The following is a 22,242-nucleotide window of genomic DNA, read 5'->3' as shown; positions in this document are numbered from 1 at the left end:
GGAGAATAGGAGGAAGGCCTTTCGTGTTTTTAAAAAGATTAGAAATAGCAGGATTTAAGTCTTTTGCTGAGCGTGTATCTGTTGATTTCGTCCCAGGTGTAACGTCTGTAGTAGGACCTAATGGAAGCGGGAAAAGTAATATTACTGATGCCATTCGCTGGGTACTTGGTGAACAATCGGCAAAATCATTACGTGGTGCAAAGATGGAAGATATTATTTTTGCAGGCAGTGATACGAGAAGAGCAGTTAATGTTGCTGAAGTAACGATAACTTTAAATAATGAGGATCAACGTTTACCGATTGAATATAATGAGGTATGTGTAACGCGTCGTGTGTCTCGTTCTGGTGATAGTGATTTTTATATTAATAAACAATCATGTAGATTGAAAGATATTATCGATTTATTTATGGACTCTGGTATGGGAAGAGAAGCTTTTTCGATTATTAGCCAGGGGAAAGTTGAAGAGATTTTAAGTAGTAAATCAGAAGAACGCCGTGGTGTATTTGAAGAAGCAGCAGGAGTGCTGAAATACAAACTTCGTAAAAAGAAAGCTGAAGGAAAATTAGCAGATACACAAGAAAACTTAAATCGTGTACAAGATATAATTCACGAATTAAGTAGTCAAGTAGAACCATTAGAAAGACAAGCTTCTATTGCGAAAGATTATCTCGAGAAAAAAGAAGAGTTAGAGAAAGTAGAAGCGGCGCTTATTGTACATGAAATTGAAGAATTGCATGAGAAATGGGAAGCGCTTCGAAATCAGTTTGGGCATAATAAAAACGAAGAAGCTAAAATGTCAACGCATTTACAAAAAGGTGAAGAAGAGCTAGAGGAATTACGAGGCCAATTACAAGCAGTAGATGAGTCTGTAGATTCCCTGCAAGAAGTACTGTTACTTTCTAGTAAAGAGCTAGAAAAGTTAGAAGGACAGCGTGAGCTATTAAAAGAGAGAAAGCAAAATGCAACGACGCATTGTGCACAACTCGAACAGTTAATTGTTGAATTAACAGAGAAAGCTACAAGTTATGATGGTGAAATTGAATCGAGTACAGAAGTATTGATGCAATTTGTAAATCATGTAAAAGAGTTGGAGACGAAATTGCATGATAATGAGCAATTACTTGCAACGTTTGCTGACAATTTAGAGGAACAAATTGAGAATTTAAAAGGTGACTATATTGAACTTTTAAATCAACAAGCTAGTCATCGTAATGAGTTATCTATGATTGAAGAACAATCTAAACAACAAAACTCAAAAAATGAACGCCTTGATGAAGAAAATGCGAAATATGTAGAAATGCGTATGGAAATTACAGCGAAAAAGACAAAACTTGTGGAAAGTTATGAACAAGCAAAAGAAAAAGTAGCTGGAATTCTTTCGAATATACAAAAGACAGAAGCGGCACTTGGGAAATGCAAGGCGCAGTATAGTGAAAACGAAACAAAACTGTATCAAGCGTATCAATTTGTACAACAGGCACGATCTCGAAAAGAAATGCTAGAAGAGATGCAAGAGGACTACTCTGGTTTCTATCAAGGGGTACGTGAAGTATTAAAAGCTAGAGAAAATAGGTTGCAAGGTATTGAGGGTGCTGTTGCAGAACTGCTAACGGTACCGAAAGAATATGAAATTGCAATGGAAATTGCTCTAGGTGCAGCGATGCAGCATATAGTTGTACAAAAAGAAGAACATGCTCGTAATGCAATTGCATTTTTAAAACAAAATAAACATGGACGAGCAACGTTTTTACCGCAAGCTGTTATTAAAGGTAGATCGTTATCATTTGAGCAATTACGTATTGTAAATCAGCACCCATCGTTTGTAGGTGTGGCAGCAGAACTCGTGCAATATAACAATAAATATGAAAATGTAGTTTCAAATTTATTAGGTACTGTTATTGTTGCAAAAGATTTACGCGGAGCGAATGAGTTGGCGAAACAATTGCAATACCGTTATCGCATTGTAACAATCGAAGGCGATGTAGTAAACCCTGGCGGTTCTATGACGGGTGGAGCGGTAAAACAGGCGAAATCATCTTTATTAGGACGTCAACGTGAACTAGAAGAGTGGACGAGTAAGTTAACTGATATGGAAGAGAAAACAACGAAGTTAGAAAACTTTGTTAAAGCAGTCAAACAAGAGATTCAAGAAAAAGAAGTGCAAATACGCGAACTAAGGCAAAGTGTAGAAGCAGAGCGTGTAGATGAACAGAAATTAAGAGAAGAAATTAGTCGCTTAGAATTAGAAGAACATCGTATTAATGATCGTTTATCTATTTACGATTTAGAGATTGAAGGGTTCTTGCAAGACCAAGTGAAAATGCAAGGCCGTAAAGAAGAGTTAGAAAAGATTTTGGCGACTCTTCAGGCAGAGATTACGGAATTAGATAGCAAAATCACAGCTTTAACAAAACAAAAAAGTGAGCAACATTCTTCGAAAGAAAAAGTTCAAAAAGAAATGACTGAGTTAAAAGTGTTAGCAGCTGAAAAGCAACAACGCTTATCTAATCAAAAAGAAAAAGTAGAACGATTGACGAAGGAAAAAGAAGAAACCGATGCAACGCTTGTTAAAACGAAAGAGGATTTAGCATTCTTAAAACAAGAAATGACATCGAATTCAAGTGGTGAAGAACAAATTACGAATATGATTGAGAAAAAAGCATATGATCGTAATCAAACTTCAGAGTTAATTCGCTCTCGTCGTGAGCAACGTATATCGTTACAAGAGAGAGTAGAACAGTTAGAGCGTAACCTGAAAGAAACAACAGGTAAACATAAATACATTCTTGAGATGTTGAAAGACCAAGAGGTAAAAATAAACCGACTCGATGTAGAGTTAGAAAATAGATTACAACATTTACGTGAAACATATACGATTTCATTTGAAGCGGCAAAACTGAAGTATACAATGGTGATGCCTGCTGAGGATGCACGTAAAAAGGTGAAACTAATTAAACTCTCCATTGAAGAGCTAGGCACAGTAAACTTAGGAGCAATTGATGAGTATGAACGTGTGGCAGAGCGTCATACATTCTTACTAGAGCAAAAAGATGATCTAGAAGAAGCAAAAACGACATTGCACCAACTTATTACTGAAATGGATGAAGAAATGAAAAAACGCTTTTCTACTACGTTTGAAGGAATTCGAATGGAGTTTCAATCGGTGTTCTCTGAATTATTTGGAGGCGGTAGAGCGGATTTAGTGATGACGAATCCAGAGGACTTATTAAATACTGGTATTGATATCGTAGCGCAACCGCCAGGGAAGAAACTGCAAAACTTAGGTTTACTTTCAGGTGGAGAGCGTGCTTTAACGGCAATTGCGCTGCTATTTGGTATTTTAAAAGTGCGCCCAGTCCCATTCTGTGTATTAGATGAGGTAGAGGCTGCTCTTGATGAGGCAAACGTTGCCCGTTTTGCTCAGTATTTAAAGAAATTTAGTGATGAGACACAGTTTATTGTAATTACACATAGAAAAGGTACAATGGAAGAGTCTGACGTATTGTACGGTGTAACAATGCAAGAGTCAGGGGTATCTAAACTTGTTTCGGTTCGTTTAGATGATGGAGAAGAACTAGTTGCAAGCAAATAGGAAGGATGGGACAGTATGAGCTTTTTTAAAAAACTAAAAGAAAAAATTTCAAAACAAACAGATACGGTAACAGAGAAGTTTAAACAAGGATTAGAAAAAACGAGAAATTCGTTTGCAGATAAAGTAAATGATTTAGTCTTTCGTTACCGTAAAGTAGATGAAGATTTCTTCGAAGAATTAGAAGAAATTTTAATCGGTGCAGATGTTGGCGTTTCGACAGTGATGGAATTAATCGACCAGCTGAAAGAAGAAGTGCAACGCCGTAATATTCAAGATCCAAAAGAAGTACAAGCTGTTATTTCGGAAAAATTAATAGAAATTTATAAAGGTGACAGCGATTTTACTAATGAAATTAATGTGCAAAAGGATGGCTTGACAGTTGTTTTATTTGTTGGTGTGAATGGTGTAGGTAAAACGACAACAATTGGTAAGATGGCTCATAAGTTTAAATCAGAAGGTAAGTCTGTCTTATTAGCAGCAGGAGATACATTCCGTGCTGGAGCGATTGAACAATTAGAAGTATGGGGCGATCGCGTTGGGGTAGAAGTGATTAAACAAGGATCAGGGTCTGATCCAGCAGCAGTTATGTATGACGCTGTACAAGCTGCAAAAGCACGTAAAGTAGATGTATTACTATGTGATACAGCAGGACGTTTACAAAATAAAGTAAACTTAATGAAAGAGTTAGAGAAGGTAAAGCGTGTAATTGAGCGTGAAGTACCAGGAGCTCCTCATGAAGTATTACTTGTTATTGATGCAACAACAGGACAAAACGGTTTAAGTCAAGCGAAAACATTCCGTGAAGCAACGAATGTGACTGGTATTGTTTTAACGAAGTTAGATGGAACTGCTAAAGGTGGTATTGTATTAGCAATTCGTAACGAAATGGATGTACCGGTGAAATTCGTTGGATTAGGAGAGCAAATGGATGATCTGCAACAGTTCGATCCAGAACAATATGTATATGGTTTATTTGCGAACTTAGTAGAAACAGAAGAAGTATAAGTGAAAGAAGCGGTATTTTCCGCTTCTTTTTCTATAAAAATATGCGATGTTAAGAAAAAAACTTGACACTCTTTTGTACTCCATGTAAACTAATTCATGTAAAGGGAAATCACTTAACAAAGGATGATCCAACATGCTCGAAAAAACAACGAGAATGAACTATTTATTTGATTTTTATCAATCGTTGTTAACGCAAAAACAAAGAAGTTATATGTCGCTTTATTATCTAGATGATTTATCTCTTGGTGAAATTGCGGAAGAATTTGATGTAAGTCGCCAAGCCGTGTATGATAACATTAAACGGACTGAAGCGATGCTTGAAGAATATGAAGAAAAATTAGTATTACTTCAAAAGTTTCAAGAGCGACAGCGACTTGTTGCAAAGCTAAAACAGCTAATCAGCGAAGAAGAGCATGTGAATGAAGAAATGAAACAAGTTGTTGAAGCTATCGAAAAATTAGATTAGGAGGGCGGCAATATGGCATTTGAAGGATTAGCCGACCGACTTCAACAGACGATGCAAAAAATCCGCGGCAAAGGAAAAGTTTCTGAAGCCGATGTGAAAGAAATGATGAGAGAAGTTCGTCTAGCTCTTTTAGAAGCGGACGTTAACTTTAAAGTAGTAAAAGATTTTGTAAAGCGTGTATCTGAACGTGCTGTCGGACAAGATGTAATGAAAAGTTTGACACCTGGACAACAAGTAATTAAAGTTGTACAGGAAGAACTTACAGAACTTATGGGCGGAGAGCAAAGCAAAATTGCTGTTGCTAATAAGCCACCGACTGTTATTATGATGGTTGGTCTGCAAGGTGCAGGTAAAACAACGACGACAGGTAAGCTTGCGAATTTGCTTCGTAAAAAGCATAATCGTAAACCAATGCTTGTTGCGGCGGATATTTACCGTCCTGCAGCGATTAAACAGCTTGAAACATTAGGGAAGCAATTGGACATGCCTGTATTCTCTTTAGGAGATCAAGTAAGTCCTGTTGAAATTGCGAAACAAGCGATTGCAAAAGCGAAAGAAGATCATCATGATTATGTTTTAATTGATACAGCAGGTCGCCTGCATATTGATGAAGAACTAATGGATGAATTAGCGAAAGTGAAAGAAGTTGCGAAACCGGATGAAATTTTCCTTGTTGTCGATGCGATGACAGGACAAGACGCGGTTAATGTTGCACAAAGTTTCCATGAACAGTTAGGTTTAACAGGGGTTGTATTAACGAAGCTGGATGGTGATACGCGCGGTGGTGCGGCATTGTCTATTAAAGCTGTTACAAATACGCCAATTAAATTTGCTGGTATGGGTGAAAAACTAGATGCACTTGAAGCGTTCCATCCAGAACGTATGGCATCCCGTATTTTAGGGATGGGAGACGTCTTAACATTAATTGAAAAAGCGCAAGCTACAGTTGATGAAGAGAAAGCAAAAGAACTTGAGCAAAAAATGCGTACGCTTTCGTTTACACTTGACGATTTCCTAGAACAACTTGGACAAGTGCGTCAACTTGGCCCACTTGATGAATTGTTAGGAATGCTTCCTGGTGCAAATAAAATTAAAGGGCTGAAAAATGCACAAGTTGATGAAAAACAAATTGGGCATATTGAGGCAATTATTCGTTCTATGACTAAATTAGAGCGAGAACAACCGGAAATAATCAATGCTAGTCGCAAAAAACGCATTGCCAAAGGTAGCGGTACAACGGTACAAGAAATCAATCGTTTAATCAAGCAATTTGATGATATGAAAAAGATGATGAAAACGATGACTGGAATGCAAAAAGGTAAGAAAAAAGGACTAGGTGGATTGAAGTTTCCATTCATGTAAGGAAAAAAGATGGCTCTGTTAAGAAAAAATACTTTACAAAGCAATAGTCTTTTTGCTAATATAATTATCTGTGTGAAATAAATTCGGAGGTGCTTTATAAATGGCAGTTAAAATTCGTTTAAAACGTATGGGAGCTAAAAAAACTCCTTTCTATCGTGTAGTTGTTGCAGATTCTCGTTCTCCTCGTGACGGACGTTTCATTGAGGAAATCGGTACTTACAATCCGGTTGCTCAACCAGCTGAAGTTAAGATCAACGAAGAAGCAGCATTAAAATGGTTAGGAAATGGTGCTAAACCATCTGATACAGTTCGTAACTTATTCTCTAACCAAGGTATCATGGAGAAATTCCACTTATCTAAACAAGGTAAGTAATTGAGGCAATGACTATGAAGAAGTTAGTCGAGACGATTGTCAAGCCTCTTGTCGATCATCCTGAAGATGTAAAAGTTACACAGGAACTTTACAACGGAGAGATAAAGTATCGATTAACTGTACATCCTGAGGATGTTGGAAAAGTCATTGGAAAACAAGGGAAAGTTGCGAAAGCAATTCGAATGCTCTTGTATTCAGTGGGACATCACAATAGTGAAAAAGTAACACTGGAAATTCAATAAACGTAAAAAGGGCGAGGAGTTATTTCCTCTCCCTTTTTTAACATTTAAAGAGAAGTTGCATGTTCCATACGTGAAATGGGGATGCTTAATTTATATAGAAACCAGGGGTGACATACTGTTTATGACAAAATGGTTTAACGTAGGGAAAATTGTAAATACTCATGGCGTAAAAGGAGAAATTCGCGTGGTTTCTCGTACTGATTTTCCAGAAGAGCGATATAAAGTAGGGAATACGTTATACATATCGAATGAAAAAGGTGGAGAGCCTTTCCCAGTAAAGATTACTTCTCATCGTCAACATAAAACATTTGATTTATTGACATTCGAAGGATACGGGAATGTAAATGAAGTAGAACAGTTTAAAGGTTCTCTTTTAAAAGTGCCTGAAGATCAATTAGGCGAACTAGCTGAAGGTGAATACTACTATCATGAAATTATTGGTTGCAACGTTGTAACGGAAGAAGGAGAAGCGTTAGGGACAATAAAAGAAGTTTTATCTCCTGGTGCAAATGATGTTTGGGTAATTAAACGTCCAAAAGGTCAAGATCTGTTAATTCCTTATATTGATGATGTTGTACTTCAAGTTAACATTGAGAATAAATTAGTAACCATTCATGTAATGGAAGGGCTACTATAATGAAAATTGACATTTTAACTTTGTTTCCAGATATGTTTACAGGTGTGTTTGGATCTTCAATTTTAAAGAAAGCACAAGAAAAAGAAGCGGTAGAGCTTCGTGTTGTCAATTTCCGCGATTATACAACGAGTAAGCATAATAGTGTGGATGATTATCCGTATGGTGGCGGCGCTGGGATGGTATTAACTCCTCAGCCTATTTTTGATGCTGTAGAAGATTTAACGAAAGAAACGGAGCGGAAGCCGCGAGTTGTCTTAATGTGTCCGCAAGGTGAAAGGTTTACTCAGAAGAAAGCGGAAGAGCTTGCAGAGGAAGAACATGTAATCTTTGTATGTGGGCATTATGAAGGATATGACGAACGAATTCGTGAACATCTCGTAACAGATGAGATTTCTATCGGTGACTATGTATTAACGGGTGGAGAGTTAGCCTCTATGGTTATAACTGATAGTGTCGTACGTCTCCTTCCAGGAGTACTAGGAAATCATGCTTCACAAGTCGAGGATTCGTTTAGTACAGGTTTATTAGAGCATCCTCATTATACACGTCCAGCTGATTTTCGTGGTATGAAAGTGCCAGATGTATTAATGTCGGGAAATCATAAAAATATTGATGAATGGCGACATAAAGAATCGTTGCGTCGTACGTACACGCGTAGACCGGATTTACTAGAAGAACGAGAATTGTCTAAGCAAGAAAAGAAGTGGCTAGAACAGATTAAAGAAGGCAAATAAGTGCTTGATATATTTTCTATTGCAACAGCCTTAGCAATATGCTATTATAACACTTGTGCTGCTGAAATCAGTAGCCGTATTAACGATGTTCCGCTGTAATTTATTTAGACTTTATAAGAGCATCTGTTTAAAGGAGAGAATTTAATATGCAACAATTAATCGCAGAAATTACAAAAGGCCAATTAAAAACTGACCTTCCTTCATTCCGTCCTGGAGACACTTTACGTGTACACGTAAAAGTAGTTGAGGGAACTCGTGAAAGAATTCAGCTTTTCGAAGGTGTTGTAATTAAACGTCGTGGTGGCGGAATCAGTGAAACATTCACAGTTCGTAAGATTTCTTACGGTGTAGGTGTAGAGCGTACATTCCCAGTTCACACGCCAAGAATCGCGAAAATCGAAGTACTTCGCCGTGGTAAAGTACGTCGTGCTAAGTTATACTACTTACGTAACCTTCGCGGTAAAAAAGCACGTATTAAAGAAATTCGATAAGACATGTATGGGAGCTTGTAAATGCACAAGCTCCCTTTTTCCAATCTATATAAAATTTTGATATAATACGATCAGCTTACATAATCGTGGAGGGGAAAAGCATGAAGAAAGAAAAGAGTTCACTTTGGGAATGGATCAAGGCAATTTTGATAGCTGTTGTATTAGCAGGTGTTATTAGACAGTTTTTCTTTGCGCCAATTCTCGTAGATGGAGTATCGATGGCGTCTACATTACATGATCGCGATCGAATGATTGTTAATAAAATTGGTTATCACATAGGAGATCCGAAACGATTTGATATTATTGTATTCCGAGCAACGGAAGATAAAGATTATATTAAGCGTATTATCGGCCTACCAGGCGATGAAATAGAGTATCGTAATGATAAACTATATGTTAACGGAAAGGCTTATGAGGAGCCGTATTTAGACAAGCAGAAAAAACAAATTGCTGACGGACCGCTTACATATGATTTCACTCTTGAAGAAATGACAGGGAAGAAAACTGTTCCAGAAGGTCAATTATTTGTTTTAGGCGATAATCGTCGTTTTAGTAAAGATAGCCGTTCGATTGGTACAATTTCAATGGACCAAGTGATTGGAAAGGCAAATATACTATATTGGCCGTTAAAAGATGCTCGTATTGTGAAATAAAAGAAAAAGAAGGTGGCAACATGGTAATTCAATGGTTCCCGGGACATATGGCAAAGGCTAGACGCCAAGTAACAGAAAAATTAAAGTTAATTGATGTTGTAATTGAGCTTGTAGATGCTCGATTACCTTTATCTTCTCGAAATCCGATGATCGATGAGATTATTACACATAAACCGAGGCTTGTTGTTTTAAATAAAGCGGATATGGCAGACGATCGTTTAACAAAGCAATGGATCGCATATTTTAAAGAAAAAGGCCATATGGCAATTTCAATTAACGCACAGGCTGGACAAGGCATGAAGGAAATTGCGGCGGCTTGTAAAGTGTTAGTGAAAGAGAAATTCGATAAAATGGTTGCAAAAGGTATTAGACCGAGAGCGATTCGTGCATTAATTGTAGGGATACCGAATGTTGGTAAATCTACGTTGATTAATAAGTTAGCGAAGAAAAATATTGCTAAAACAGGGGATCGTCCTGGTGTGACAACAGCTCAGCAATGGATTAAGGTTGGGAAAGAAATGGAGCTGTTAGATACGCCAGGTATTTTATGGCCTAAATTTGAAGACCAATTAGTTGGGTTACGTCTAGCTACGACTGGTGCAATTAAAGATTCTATTTTAAATCTACAAGACGTAGCTGTTTATGCGCTACGTTTTATGGAGAAACATTACCCAGACCGATTAAAAGAGCGCTATAATTTAAATGACATTCCAGAAGACATCGTGGAGTTATTTGATGCGATTGGAAAAAATAGAGGCTGTTTAATGGGCGGCGGAATGATTGATTATGATAAAACATCTGAACTTATACTTCGTGAGCTTCGTGGTGGCAAACTTGGGAAAATGACGTTTGAAACACCAGAAGAGTTTGCGGAGCAGACAGAAGATGCAGAAAAAGTAGAAGAAGTATAAGACGTGCGTTTGTACGTCTTTTCTTTTTTGTATATAAAGGGAGTGGCATGAATGCAAAAAGTGACTATTCAAGAGGCGGAACATCTACTACAAGAAATTATGAGTGAAGAGGACGACCGCTTTCAAATATTAATAAAAGATGAACGTAAAGGGGTACAAAAGCTCATTTCTAAGTGGTATAAACAAAAAGAGTTAGCGCAAAAGGAAAAAGAAAAATTTCTAGAAATGTCTAAGTATGAAAATGCGTTACGTGAAAAAGGTCTCACATATATCGCAGGTATAGATGAAGTAGGTCGTGGACCGTTAGCTGGGCCTGTTGTGACGGCAGCTGTCGTTCTTCCTGAGGATTTTTATATTCCAGGGTTAAATGACTCGAAAAAGTTGAGTGAAGCGAAACGTGAGCGTTTTTATGATGAAATTAAAGCGCAAGCAATTGCAATTGGAGTTGGAATTGTATCACCGCAAGTTATTGATGAAATAAATATTTATCAAGCGACGAAACAAGCGATGTTAGATGCTGTAGCGAATTTATCTTGTACACCACAATATTTATTAATTGATGCGATGAAACTCCCTACACCAATTCCGCAAACATCTATTATTAAAGGTGATGCAAAAAGTATTTCTATTTCAGCTGCATCCATTATTGCGAAAGTAACGAGAGATCGTATGATGAAAGAGCTTGGAGAAAAGTATCCTGCATATGGATTTGAACAACATATGGGATATGGCACAAAACAACATTTAGAAGCGATTGAAGCGCATGGCATATTAGAAGAACATCGAAAATCGTTCGCGCCAATTAAAGATATGATTCAAAAATAAGCTGCGAAAACGCAGCTTATTTTGTATTTTGACATATAAACATTACTATTTTCCAAAAAGAATAAAGCGATTTCAGTTTTCTGACACTTTATTGTAGACAGCATGCCAATCATCTTATACAATGGCAATGTAATGTTTTTTAAACATTAAAAAACTTTTCGAGTAAAACAGGAAAACAGGGGAGGATGGGACCATGAATATCCATGAGTACCAAGGTAAGGCAGTCCTTAGAAGCTATGGGGTTAGCGTTCCGAACGGGAAGGTTGCATTTACAGTAGAAGAAGCTGTAGAAGCGGCGAAAGAATTAGGAACGGATGTATGTGTAGTGAAAGCACAAATTCACGCTGGTGGACGCGGCAAAGCTGGCGGAGTAAAAGTTGCAAAAAATTTAGATGAAGTTCGTACATATGCAGAGAGCATTTTAGGAACTACACTTGTGACACATCAAACAGGTCCTGAAGGTAAGGAAGTAAAACGCTTACTTATCGAAGAAGGTTGCGATATTAAAAAAGAATATTATGTAGGTCTTGTTTTAGACCGTGCAACTTCTCAAGTTGTTTTAATGGCTTCTGAAGAAGGCGGAACAGAAATTGAAGAAGTAGCAGAAAAAACACCTGAAAAAATCTTTAAAGAATATATTGATCCAGCAGTAGGCTTACAAGGCTTCCAAGCACGCCGAATTGCATTTAACATCAATATTCCAAAAGAGCTTGTAGGACAAGCTGTGAAGTTTATGATGGGCTTATACCGTGCTTTTATCGAAAAAGATTGCTCTATCGCAGAGATTAACCCACTTGTTACAACAGGTGATGGTAAAGTTATGGCATTAGATGCGAAATTAAACTTTGATTCTAATGCTTTATATCGCCATAAAGACATTTTAGAACTTCGTGACCTTGATGAAGAAGATGCAAAAGAAATCGAAGCTTCTAAATATGACTTAAACTACATTCCTTTAGATGGAAATATCGGTTGTATGGTTAATGGTGCAGGTTTAGCGATGGCTACTATGGATATCATTAAACATTACCATGGAGATCCAGCTAACTTTTTAGATGTTGGTGGCGGTGCGACAGCTGAAAAGGTTACAGAAGCATTCAAAATTATCCTTTCTGACAAAAATGTAAAAGGTATCTTCGTTAACATTTTTGGTGGCATTATGAAGTGTGATGTTATTGCAGAAGGTGTTATTGAAGCAACGAAACAAGTAGGTCTTGAATTGCCTTTAGTTGTACGTCTTGAAGGTACAAACGTAGAGTTAGGTAAGAAAATTTTAAATGAGTCTGGCTTAAATATTGTTGCAGCAGAATCTATGGCAGACGGTGCACAAAAAATTGTTTCACTAGTGGGCTAATAGAAAGCGGGGGAGAAAAATGAGCGTATTAGTTAATAAAGATACAAAAGTTATTGTTCAAGGTATTACAGGTTCTCAAGGGTTATTCCACACAAAGCAAATGATAGAATACGGTACGAAAATTGTCGGTGGTGTAACGCCAGGTAAAGGTGGCACTGATATTGAAGGTGTACCAGTATTTGATACTGTAGAAGATGCAGTGAAAGCAACAGGCGCAAACGCTTCAGTTGTATACGTTCCACCCGCTTTTGCGGCTGATGCAATTATGGAAGCAGTTGATGCAGAAATTGATTTAGTAGTATGTATTACTGAAGGAATTCCTGTATTAGATATGGTAAATGTAAAGAGATATATGGCTGGTAAACATACACGTTTACTTGGACCGAACTGCCCAGGTGTTATCACACCTGATGAATGTAAAATTGGTATTATGCCAGGATACATTCATAAAAAAGGTCATGTAGGTATCGTATCTCGCTCTGGTACATTAACGTATGAGGCTGTACATCAGTTAACACAAGAAGGTATTGGTCAATCTACGGCTGTAGGTATCGGCGGAGACCCTGTTAACGGTACAGACTTTATTGACGCGTTAAAAGCATTTAATGAAGATGAAGAAACACACGCTGTAATTATGATTGGTGAAATCGGTGGTACAGCGGAAGAAGAGGCAGCTGAATGGGTAAAAGCTAATATGACAAAACCTGTTGTAGGCTTCATTGGCGGCCAAACAGCGCCTGCTGGCAAACGTATGGGTCATGCTGGTGCAATCATTTCTGGCGGCAAAGGAACTGCTGCAGAAAAGATTAAAACGATGGAAGCTTGTGGTATTAAAGTAGCGGAAACTCCAGCAGTTATGGGTGAAACGCTAATCTCTGTCTTAAAAGAAAAAGGTCTATTTGAGACTTGTAAAAACTACTAATCTGTTGAAAGACACCTTCTTGCTTGAAGGTGTCTTTTTACAAACTTCTTGTTAACATAATAAAAATTATGGGTAAGGAGAATTGTGATGAAAAGAGAACGATTATTACATCTTCATTACTTGTTAGCAGACCATTGGAAGGCGATAGAGAGGCTATTACATGTCGATCCAGAATTGAAGGAAATATACAATTTTAATGCAAAACAAATTGAATGTTACACTGGAATATCCTCGAAAAAATCTTCAGAATTAGTAAATTTTCTTCAAAGTTCAAATCTCCCACAATATATATCTTATTTAGAGAAAAATCGATTCTTTTATATGACAATATGGGATGAAGATTATCCAAAATTATTACGTGAAATACAAGATCCTCCCTTTGTATTATATGGAAAAGGAGAAAAAGATTTTCTCAATAAAGTGAATAAATTAGCGGTTGTTGGAACGAGAGAACCGACTTTATATGGATATGAAAGTTTGAAATTTATTTTACATCCATTATTAGAAAAGGAATGGCTTGTTGTCAGTGGATTTGCAAGAGGGATAGATGCGATGTCTCATGAAATTACAGTAAGACGGCATTGCCCAACAATTGCGATACTAGGACATGGATTATCGTATATATATCCAAGAGAGAATCGATATTTATATGAAGTGTGGAATGAATATATATTGTTATTAACAGAGTATCCGCCGCACTATGCACCGAAAAAATGGTATTTTCCAAAAAGGAATCGGATTATTAGTGGCATAAGTAAAGGTGTTTTAGTTGTAGAAGCGAAATCGAGAAGTGGAACACTTATTACCGCAGACCTTGCTCTAGAGCAAAATAGAGAGGTATTTGCACTTCCTGGACCTATATTTATAGATAGTGCATCAGGAACAAATCATCTCATTCAACAAGGAGCGAAACTAGTAAGAAATGCAGAAGATATACTGGAAGAGATTTTAAATTAACCTTATATTTTTATGTTTTTATTAAACAATTATTGACAAATGGTAGATAGGCACTGTATGGTATATTCATTCTTGATTGACAAAAACAAGAGAAATCAATAAGATTAATGAAGACTTGAATCCACCTCTTAAGGAGGCACTAGCATGTCAGATTACCTCGTAATCGTGGAGTCGCCTTCTAAGGCGAAGACCATTGAGAAATATTTAGGGAAAAAATACAAAGTTGTCGCGTCTATGGGACACGTTCGCGATTTACCTAAAAGCCAAATGGGGATAGAAGTAAAGAACAACTTCACCCCGAAGTATATTACCATTCGTGGTAAAGGTCCCGTCTTAAAAGACTTAAAATCAGCAGCAAAAAAAGCAAAGAAAGTCTATCTCGCGGCCGATCCAGACCGCGAAGGGGAAGCTATTGCTTGGCATTTAGCCAATACGTTAAATGTGGACGTTGAATCAGATTGCCGAGTTGTGTTTAATGAGATTACAAAAGATGCAATAAAGGAATCCTTTAAACATCCTCGCGCGATTAACATGAATTTAGTAGATGCACAACAAGCAAGACGTATACTAGATCGTCTTGTTGGTTACAATATTAGTCCTTTATTATGGAAGAAAGTAAAAAAAGGATTAAGTGCAGGACGCGTACAATCTGTAGCAGTTCGTTTAATTATCGAACGTGAAAGAGAAATTCAAAGTTTCGAGCCTGAAGAATTCTGGACAATTAAGACAGAATTTGTGAAAGGGAAAGACACATTTGAAGCAAGCTTTTACGGTGTAGATGGTGAAAAGGTTCAATTAACGAATGAAACACAAGTGAATGAAATAATTGAACGGCTGAAAGATAATGCGTTCTCAGTTGAAAATGTAACGAGAAAAGAGCGAAAACGTAATCCGGCATTACCATTTACAACATCTTCCTTGCAACAAGAGGCGGCGCGTAAGTTAAACATGCGAGCAAAGAAAACGATGATGCTTGCGCAGCAATTGTATGAAGGAATTGATCTTGGAAAACAAGGAACTGTAGGTCTTATTACGTATATGAGAACTGATTCAACACGTATCTCAGAAACAGCTCAAACAGAGGCACGTACGTACATTACTGAGGCGTTTGGTACGGAATACATAGGAACAGAAAAGAAGAAAGAAACGAAGAAGTCGAACGCACAAGATGCGCATGAGGCAATTCGTCCTACTTCGGTAATGAGAAAGCCAGAGGAACTAAAGAGTTTCTTAAGTCGTGATCAACTTCGATTGTATAAATTGATTTGGGAGCGATTTGTTGCAAGTCAAATGGCGTCTGCTATAATGGATACTGTGACAGCGAGACTCATTAATAATAATGTTCAGTTCCGTGCAAGTGGATCGGTTGTAAAGTTCCCAGGATTTATGAAAGTGTATGTAGAGTCGAAAGATGATGGGGCTGAAGAAAAGGATAAGATGTTGCCACCTTTAGAAGTAGGGGAAACCGTATTTTCGAAGGATTTAGAACCGAAGCAACACTTTACACAACCTCCGCCGCGCTATACAGAGGCTCGTTTAGTAAGAACACTTGAAGAGCTTGGAATTGGAAGACCGTCGACTTACGTACCGACACTTGAAACGATTCAAAAACGTGGATATGTAGGTTTGGATAATAAACGCTTCGTTCCAACTGAACTAGGTGAAATAGTAATTGAACTTATTTTAGAGTTTTTCCCAGAAATTATTAACATTGAATTTACTGCTAACATGGAGCAAAGCCTCGATGAAGTAGAAGAAGGAAATGCGAATTGGGTAAAAATTGTTGATGATTTCTACGTAGGATTTGAACCGCGTTTAGAAAAAGCGGAAAAAGAAATGCGTGAAGTGGAAATTAAAGATGAACCAGCTGGGGAAGATTGTGAATTATGTAATCACCCAATGGTCTTTAAAATGGGTAAATACGGGAAATTTATGGCTTGCTCGAATTTCCCAGATTGTCGTAATACAAAACCGATTGTGAAAGAAATCGGTGTTACTTGTCCGAAATGTGATAAAGGTCAAATTATTGAGCGTCGTAGTAATAAAAAGAAACGTCTTTTCTATGGGTGCGGTACGTATCCAGAGTGTGACTTTGTATCTTGGGATAAGCCGATTGGCCGTAAATGTCCGAAGTGTGAAGGTATGCTAGTAGAGAAGAAGTTGAAAAAAGGCGTACAAGTACAATGTATTTCGTGTGATTATGAAGAAGAACAACAAATGTGAGCGTAACTGCTCACATTTTTTTCGGGAAGAAAAGGAAAGGTGATAAATATATGACAACACAAGTAGTAAACGTCATTGGCGCAGGTCTTGCAGGAAGTGAAGCAGCTTACCAAATTGCAAAACGTGGTGTCCAAGTAAGATTATACGAAATGAGACCGGTAAGGCAAACGCCAGCTCATCACACAGATAAATTTGCAGAATTAGTATGTAGTAACTCGCTTCGCGCAAACACATTAACAAATGCTGTTGGTGTTATTAAAGAAGAAATGCGTTTAATGGATTCTGTTATTATTCGTGCAGCTGATGAGTGTTCTGTACCAGCAGGAGGGGCTTTAGCGGTAGATCGTCATGAATTTGCGGCAAAAGTAACGGAATATGTGAAAAATCATCCGAACGTAACTGTGGTGAATGAAGAAATTACTGAAATTCCAGAAGGTCCTACTGTTATCGCGACAGGTCCACTTACGTCGCCTGATCTTTCTGCGCAATTAAAAGAATTAACGGGTGAAGACTACTTTTATTTCTATGATGCAGCAGCACCGATTGTTGAGAAAGACAGCATTGATATGAATAAAGTGTATTTAAAATCTCGTTACGATAAAGGTGAAGCGGCATATTTAAACTGTCCAATGACGGAAGAGGAATTCGACCGTTTTTACGAGGCTTTAATCGCTGCTGAAACAGTACCTTTAAAAGAATTTGAAAAAGAAATTTTCTTTGAAGGTTGTATGCCAGTAGAGGTTATGGCAAGTAGAGGAAGACAAACACTAGTATTTGGACCGATGAAACCTGTTGGATTAGAAGATCCGAAAACAGGGAAAACGCCATATGCTGTTGTTCAGTTACGCCAAGATGATGCAGCGGGAACGTTATACAATATCGTAGGTTTCCAAACGCATTTAAAATGGGGACCGCAAAAAGAAGTGTTACAGTTGATTCCAGGACTGGAAAACGCAGAGATTGTACGTTATGGTGTAATGCATCGTAATACGTTTATTAATTCACCTAACTTGCTTCGTCCAACATACCAATATAAACAACGTGATGATTTATTCTTCGCTGGTCAAATGACTGGAGTGGAGGGATATGTTGAATCAGCGGCTTCAGGATTGCTAGCAGGTATCAACGCTGCTCGACTTGTAAAAGGTGAAGAGCCGGTTGTATTACCACCAGTAACTGCGATGGGAAGTATGGCGAATTATATTACTGCGACAAATGCAAAAAACTTCCAACCGATGAATGCAAACTTCGGTCTGTTTGCACCGTTAGAGAAGAAAATTAAAAAGAAAGCAGAACGTAATGAAGCCTATGCAACACGCGCTTTAGAAACGATTCGAAATTTTGTAAATATTTAGTTAAATTTCTTGCAAAGGCTACTAAGTTGTGATACGATTTAGTAGCCTTTATTGAGGTGAATTGTGTGAATGTGAAGAAATTGTTACAATTATTCGTTGGATATTTACAAATTGAAAGAAATTATTCAAAATATACAATTGCAAGTTATCAAAATGATTTAGAACATTTTGTGCAATTTATGGAGCGAGAAGGCATATCCTCTTTTTTAGATATTACATACGCGGATGTTCGTTTGTACTTAACGACGTTGCACGATGAAAAGTTAGCCCGTAAATCTGTCGCAAGAAAAGTATCAAGCTTACGAAGTTTATATCGTTTTTTGATGCGTGAAGGTTATCGGAAAGATAATCCGTTTGCACTTGCGTCACTCCCCAAAAAAGAATTGTCAATCCCAAAGTTTTTATATGCTGAAGAATTAGAGGAATTATTTGAAGTTTCTGATACGGGAACCCCGTTAGGTCAAAGGAATCAAGCTTTATTAGAGTTGATGTATGCGACCGGGATCCGTGTGAGTGAATGTGTCAATTTACAACTTACCGATATTGACTTTGCGGTGGGGACAATTTTAGTAATGGGAAAAGGAAAAAAACAAAGGTATATTCCGTTCGGGAGCTATGCACAAGATGCTTTAATTACTTATATAGAGAACGGGAGAAAACAGTTAGCCAAGAAAACTGAAGAACAATCTCATATGGTATTTTTAAATGCGAAAGGCACGCCGCTGACAAGTCGAGGAGTACGCTATGTATTAAATGAACTCATTAAGAAAGCTTCACTGACAATGCGTATAAGTCCTCATATGTTAAGGCATACATTTGCTACACATATGTTAGATGAAGGGGCAGATTTACGTACTGTACAGGAGCTACTCGGTCATGAAAATTTGTCTACGACACAAATTTATACGCATGTCTCTAAAGAAAGATTGCGTTCTGTCTACATGAAGCATCACCCACGGGCATAAATTGCTTTTAAAGCTATAAAAACATATAAAGGAGTTTTTTCTATGGGAAATTTCCACGCTACAACGATATTTGCAGTTCATCATAATGGAGAATGTGCAATGGCTGGAGATGGCCAGGTGACAATGGGAAATGCTGTTGTAATGAAACATACAGCTCGTAAGGTTCGTAAACTTTTTCAAGGGAAAGTTTTAGCTGGTTTTGCAGGTTCAGTTGCTGATGCATTTACTCTTTTTGAAATGTTTGAAGGGAAATTAGAAGAGTATAATGGAAACTTGCAGCGTGCTGCTGTTGAGATGGCGAAGCAATGGCGCGGTGACAAAATGTTACGTCAGCTAGAAGCGATGCTCATTGTCATGGATAAAACAACTATGCTCCTTGTTTCAGGTACGGGAGAAGTGATTGAACCGGATGATGGTATTTTAGCAATTGGATCTGGCGGAAATTATGCGCTTTCAGCAGGTCGTGCTTTAAAACAATATGCAAGTGAACATTTAACAGCGAAGCAAATTGCGAAAGCGAGTTTAGACATTGCAGGCGATATTTGTGTGTATACAAACCACAATATAATTGTGGAAGAATTGTAGAATCGTAAGGGAGGCATTTTATATGCATTTACATTTTACTCCGCGTCAAATTGTGGAAAAATTAGATCAATACATTATCGGTCAAAAAGATGCGAAGAAAGCGGTTGCTGTAGCTTTAAGAAATCGATACCGCCGAAGTAAATTAGCTGAAAATCTACGTGATGAAATTGCACCTAAAAATATTTTAATGATTGGACCGACAGGTGTTGGTAAAACAGAGGTAGCACGACGAATGGCGAAACTCGTTGGAGCACCTTTTATTAAGGTTGAAGCTACGAAATTTACAGAAGTTGGATATGTAGGTAGAGATGTAGAATCGATGGTACGTGACCTTGTGGAAACGTCAGTTCGCATTGTGAAAGAAGAAATGGTAGTAAAAGTACAAGACAAAGCAGAAGAACAAGCGAACCAACGTCTTGTTGAAATTTTAGTACCGAGTCCGGAGAAGCAATCTGGATTTAAAAACCCATTAGAAATGCTATTTGGTGGCGCTCAAAATTCGAATCAAACAACAGATTCACAGGAAGATGTTGAAATCGAAAAGAAACGTCAAGATGTGGAAAGAAAGCTTGCTGCAGGACTTCTTGAAGATGAAATTGTATCGATTGAAGTGACTGAACAACAGTCTTCCATGTTCGATATGCTGCAAGGAACTGGCATGGAACAAATGGGGATGAATTTCCAAGATGCATTAGGAAGTTTTATGCCGAAAAAAACAAAAAAACGTAAACTTTCTGTAAAAGAAGCAAGAAAAGTCTTGACAAATGAGGAAGCACAGCGCTTAATTGATATGGATGAAGTTACACAAGAGGCTGTTTATCGTGCTGAACAGCTCGGGATTATTTTTATCGATGAAATTGACAAAATTGCTGGTAAGCAGTCGAATAGTGTAGATGTATCACGTGAAGGTGTGCAACGTGACATTTTACCAATTGTAGAAGGATCAAATGTTGCGACAAAATACGGATCAGTAAAAACGGATTATATTTTATTCGTTGCAGCTGGAGCGTTTCATATGTCTAAACCGTCAGATTTGATTCCGGAATTACAAGGGAGATTTCCGATTCGAGTAGAATTAACAAAATTATCGACGGATGATTTTGTTAAAATATTAATCGAGCCTGACAATGCGTTAATTAAACAATATATTGCTTTATTAGCGACTGAAGGTATAGAAATTGAATTTTCAGACGAAGCTATTCGTAAGATTGCTGAGATTGCTTATCAAGTTAATCAGGATACAGATAATATTGGAGCAAGAAGACTTCATACGATTATGGAGAAGCTCCTTGAAGATTTATCGTTTGAAGCATCTGAAATTACGTTAGAGAAAATAACGATAACGCCTCAATACGTTGAGGAAAAATTAGCAACGATTGCTAAAAATAAAGATGTGAGCCAGTTTATTTTGTAATAGTGTCATCAGGTGACTCGCCCTAGTTTCCAAGTGATGAAAAAATATGTGAGTAACATGTAGGAGGAACTTTTGAAATGGAATTATTAGCAAAAACAAGAAAATTAAATGCGTTATTACAGAGCGCAGCAGGAAAGCCTGTAAACTTTAGAGAAATGTCTGACACAATGTGTGAAGTAATCGAAGCGAACGTATTCGTAGTAAGCCGTCGTGGTAAATTACTAGGTTATGCAATTCACCAACAAATCGAGAATGAGCGTATGAAACAAATGCTTGCAGAGCGTCAATTCCCAGAAGAGTATACACAAAGCTTATTCAACATTACAGAAACATCTTCAAACTTAGATGTAAACAGTGCTTACACAGCATTCCCAGTAGAAAATAAAGAATTATTTGGTCAAGGCTTAACTACAATCGTACCGATCGTTGGTGGCGGTGAGCGTCTAGGTACATTAGTTTTAGCTCGTCTTGGTCAAGAGTTCTTAGATGATGATTTAATTCTTGCTGAGTACAGCTCAACTGTTGTAGGTATGGAAATTTTACGTGAAAAAGCAGAAGAAATTGAAGAAGAAGCACGTAGCAAAGCTGTTGTTCAAATGGCGATCAGCTCATTATCTTACAGTGAGTTAGAAGCAATCGAGCACATCTTCGAAGAATTAAACGGAACAGAAGGTTTACTTGTTGCAAGTAAAATTGCTGACCGTGTAGGAATCACTCGTTCGGTAATCGTAAATGCACTTCGTAAATTAGAAAGTGCTGGTGTAATTGAGTCGCGTTCTTTAGGTATGAAAGGAACATACATTAAAGTATTAAACGACAAATTCTTACATGAACTTGCTAAATTAAAAACAAACTAATTTATAAAACTCTTCTCATTTTTTGAGGAGAGTTTTTTTGTATAACAGATTGATGTTGTTCGTACATAGCGTCATAATCGCATTTTTTTGAAAAGCCATGAATTGCATTTCACTTTTTGCTTAAAAGAAATGCAGGTTGGTAATACTAGAATTCGAGTATGAACAAAGAAAGTTTTACATTGTTCGCATTTTCGACTTGATTGTAATATTTCAGTATGATATAGTAAGCAGTGGTGTCAGTACAAAGTACACACGTTTACTGATTTAAGTGTTGGTGCTACGTTTGTAGTTTCGCTTAGAGATGAAGTAAACGGAGGA

Annotated in this window: 21 protein-coding genes; all 21 read left to right on the top strand. The window is 37.5% G+C overall.

Going from position 1 to position 22,242, the window contains the following annotated elements; genetic code table 11:
• Positions 1–23 precede the first annotated feature (23 nt).
• The 21 genes from smc to codY all read left to right on the top strand — a co-directional run bounded on the left by smc (position 24) and on the right by codY (position 21,924).
• Positions 24–3,593, top strand: coding sequence for a chromosome segregation protein SMC (gene smc, locus MKY00_RS18770; RefSeq protein WP_016718305.1), 3,570 nt, complete (start codon positions 24–26; stop codon positions 3,591–3,593).
• Between the two features lie 15 nt (positions 3,594–3,608).
• Entirely contained in the window at positions 3,609–4,598 is a 990-nt protein-coding gene (gene ftsY, locus MKY00_RS18765) for a signal recognition particle-docking protein FtsY (RefSeq protein ID WP_000007647.1), read from the top strand.
• A gap of 133 nt (positions 4,599–4,731) precedes the next feature.
• Positions 4,732–5,064 (top strand): putative DNA-binding protein, encoded by a 333-nt coding sequence (locus tag MKY00_RS18760; protein WP_000891062.1) that lies wholly within the window; start codon positions 4,732–4,734, stop codon positions 5,062–5,064.
• Between the two features lie 12 nt (positions 5,065–5,076).
• On the top strand, positions 5,077–6,426 hold the full coding sequence (ffh, locus tag MKY00_RS18755) for a signal recognition particle protein (protein ID WP_000863461.1): 1,350 nt from the start codon (positions 5,077–5,079) through the stop codon (positions 6,424–6,426).
• 100 nt (positions 6,427–6,526) lie between these two features.
• Positions 6,527–6,799, top strand: a complete 273-nt coding sequence (gene rpsP, locus MKY00_RS18750) for a 30S ribosomal protein S16 (RefSeq protein ID WP_000268750.1) — start codon at positions 6,527–6,529, stop codon at positions 6,797–6,799.
• Positions 6,800–6,813: 14 nt separating this feature from the next.
• A complete protein-coding gene (locus tag MKY00_RS18745; protein WP_000737398.1) occupies positions 6,814–7,041 on the top strand; it encodes a KH domain-containing protein in 228 nt (75 codons plus the stop codon).
• Positions 7,042–7,162: 121 nt separating this feature from the next.
• Entirely contained in the window at positions 7,163–7,678 is a 516-nt protein-coding gene (gene rimM / locus MKY00_RS18740) for a ribosome maturation factor RimM (protein ID WP_000170268.1), read from the top strand.
• Positions 7,678–8,412, top strand: a complete 735-nt coding sequence (gene trmD, locus MKY00_RS18735; protein WP_016718304.1) for a tRNA (guanosine(37)-N1)-methyltransferase TrmD — start codon at positions 7,678–7,680, stop codon at positions 8,410–8,412. Before rimM ends, trmD begins: the two co-directional genes overlap by 1 nt.
• 146 nt (positions 8,413–8,558) lie before the next feature.
• The gene (gene rplS / locus MKY00_RS18730) at positions 8,559–8,903 is read left to right on the top strand and encodes a 50S ribosomal protein L19 (protein ID WP_001186516.1); all 345 of its coding nucleotides are present in this window, start codon (positions 8,559–8,561) and stop codon (positions 8,901–8,903) included.
• A gap of 101 nt (positions 8,904–9,004) precedes the next feature.
• Positions 9,005–9,556, top strand: a complete 552-nt coding sequence (lepB, locus tag MKY00_RS18725) for a signal peptidase I (protein WP_000711857.1) — start codon at positions 9,005–9,007, stop codon at positions 9,554–9,556.
• 20 nt (positions 9,557–9,576) lie between these two features.
• Positions 9,577–10,467: a ribosome biogenesis GTPase YlqF gene (gene ylqF / locus MKY00_RS18720; RefSeq protein WP_000236697.1), complete on the top strand. Its 891-nt coding sequence runs from the start codon at positions 9,577–9,579 to the stop codon at positions 10,465–10,467.
• A 51-nt stretch (positions 10,468–10,518) separates the two neighbouring features.
• On the top strand, positions 10,519–11,292 hold the full coding sequence (gene rnhB, locus MKY00_RS18715; protein ID WP_001174724.1) for a ribonuclease HII: 774 nt from the start codon (positions 10,519–10,521) through the stop codon (positions 11,290–11,292).
• A gap of 193 nt (positions 11,293–11,485) precedes the next feature.
• Positions 11,486–12,646 carry an ADP-forming succinate--CoA ligase subunit beta gene (sucC, locus tag MKY00_RS18710; RefSeq protein WP_001020785.1) on the top strand — a complete coding sequence of 387 codons (1,161 nt, stop codon included), beginning with the start codon at positions 11,486–11,488 and terminating at the stop codon, positions 12,644–12,646.
• A gap of 19 nt (positions 12,647–12,665) precedes the next feature.
• Entirely contained in the window at positions 12,666–13,568 is a 903-nt protein-coding gene (gene sucD / locus MKY00_RS18705; protein WP_000115178.1) for a succinate--CoA ligase subunit alpha, read from the top strand.
• A gap of 87 nt (positions 13,569–13,655) precedes the next feature.
• Positions 13,656–14,525 (top strand): DNA-processing protein DprA, encoded by an 870-nt coding sequence (dprA, locus tag MKY00_RS18700; protein ID WP_016718303.1) that lies wholly within the window; start codon positions 13,656–13,658, stop codon positions 14,523–14,525.
• Between the two features lie 144 nt (positions 14,526–14,669).
• Complete coding sequence (gene topA / locus MKY00_RS18695) at positions 14,670–16,748, top strand: type I DNA topoisomerase (RefSeq protein WP_001286972.1); 2,079 nt, start codon at positions 14,670–14,672, stop codon at positions 16,746–16,748.
• A gap of 50 nt (positions 16,749–16,798) precedes the next feature.
• A complete protein-coding gene (gene trmFO, locus MKY00_RS18690; protein ID WP_002028254.1) occupies positions 16,799–18,103 on the top strand; it encodes an FADH(2)-oxidizing methylenetetrahydrofolate--tRNA-(uracil(54)-C(5))-methyltransferase TrmFO in 1,305 nt (434 codons plus the stop codon).
• Between the two features lie 65 nt (positions 18,104–18,168).
• A complete protein-coding gene (xerC, locus tag MKY00_RS18685; protein WP_016718302.1) occupies positions 18,169–19,068 on the top strand; it encodes a tyrosine recombinase XerC in 900 nt (299 codons plus the stop codon).
• Between the two features lie 42 nt (positions 19,069–19,110).
• A complete protein-coding gene (gene hslV, locus MKY00_RS18680; protein ID WP_000526271.1) occupies positions 19,111–19,653 on the top strand; it encodes an ATP-dependent protease proteolytic subunit HslV in 543 nt (180 codons plus the stop codon).
• Positions 19,654–19,675: 22 nt separating this feature from the next.
• A complete protein-coding gene (hslU, locus tag MKY00_RS18675; RefSeq protein ID WP_000550081.1) occupies positions 19,676–21,067 on the top strand; it encodes an ATP-dependent protease ATPase subunit HslU in 1,392 nt (463 codons plus the stop codon).
• A gap of 77 nt (positions 21,068–21,144) precedes the next feature.
• Positions 21,145–21,924 carry a GTP-sensing pleiotropic transcriptional regulator CodY gene (codY, locus tag MKY00_RS18670; protein WP_000421288.1) on the top strand — a complete coding sequence of 260 codons (780 nt, stop codon included), beginning with the start codon at positions 21,145–21,147 and terminating at the stop codon, positions 21,922–21,924.
• Positions 21,925–22,242 lie beyond the last annotated feature (318 nt).

This window comes from Bacillus sp. FSL R9-9834, assembly GCF_038006905.1.
Taxonomy (GTDB): Bacteria; Bacillota; Bacilli; order Bacillales; family Bacillaceae_G; genus Bacillus_A; species Bacillus_A pacificus.
The sequence above is the reverse complement of the archived record's forward strand: the minus strand, read 5'-3'. Positions and strand labels throughout refer to the sequence as shown.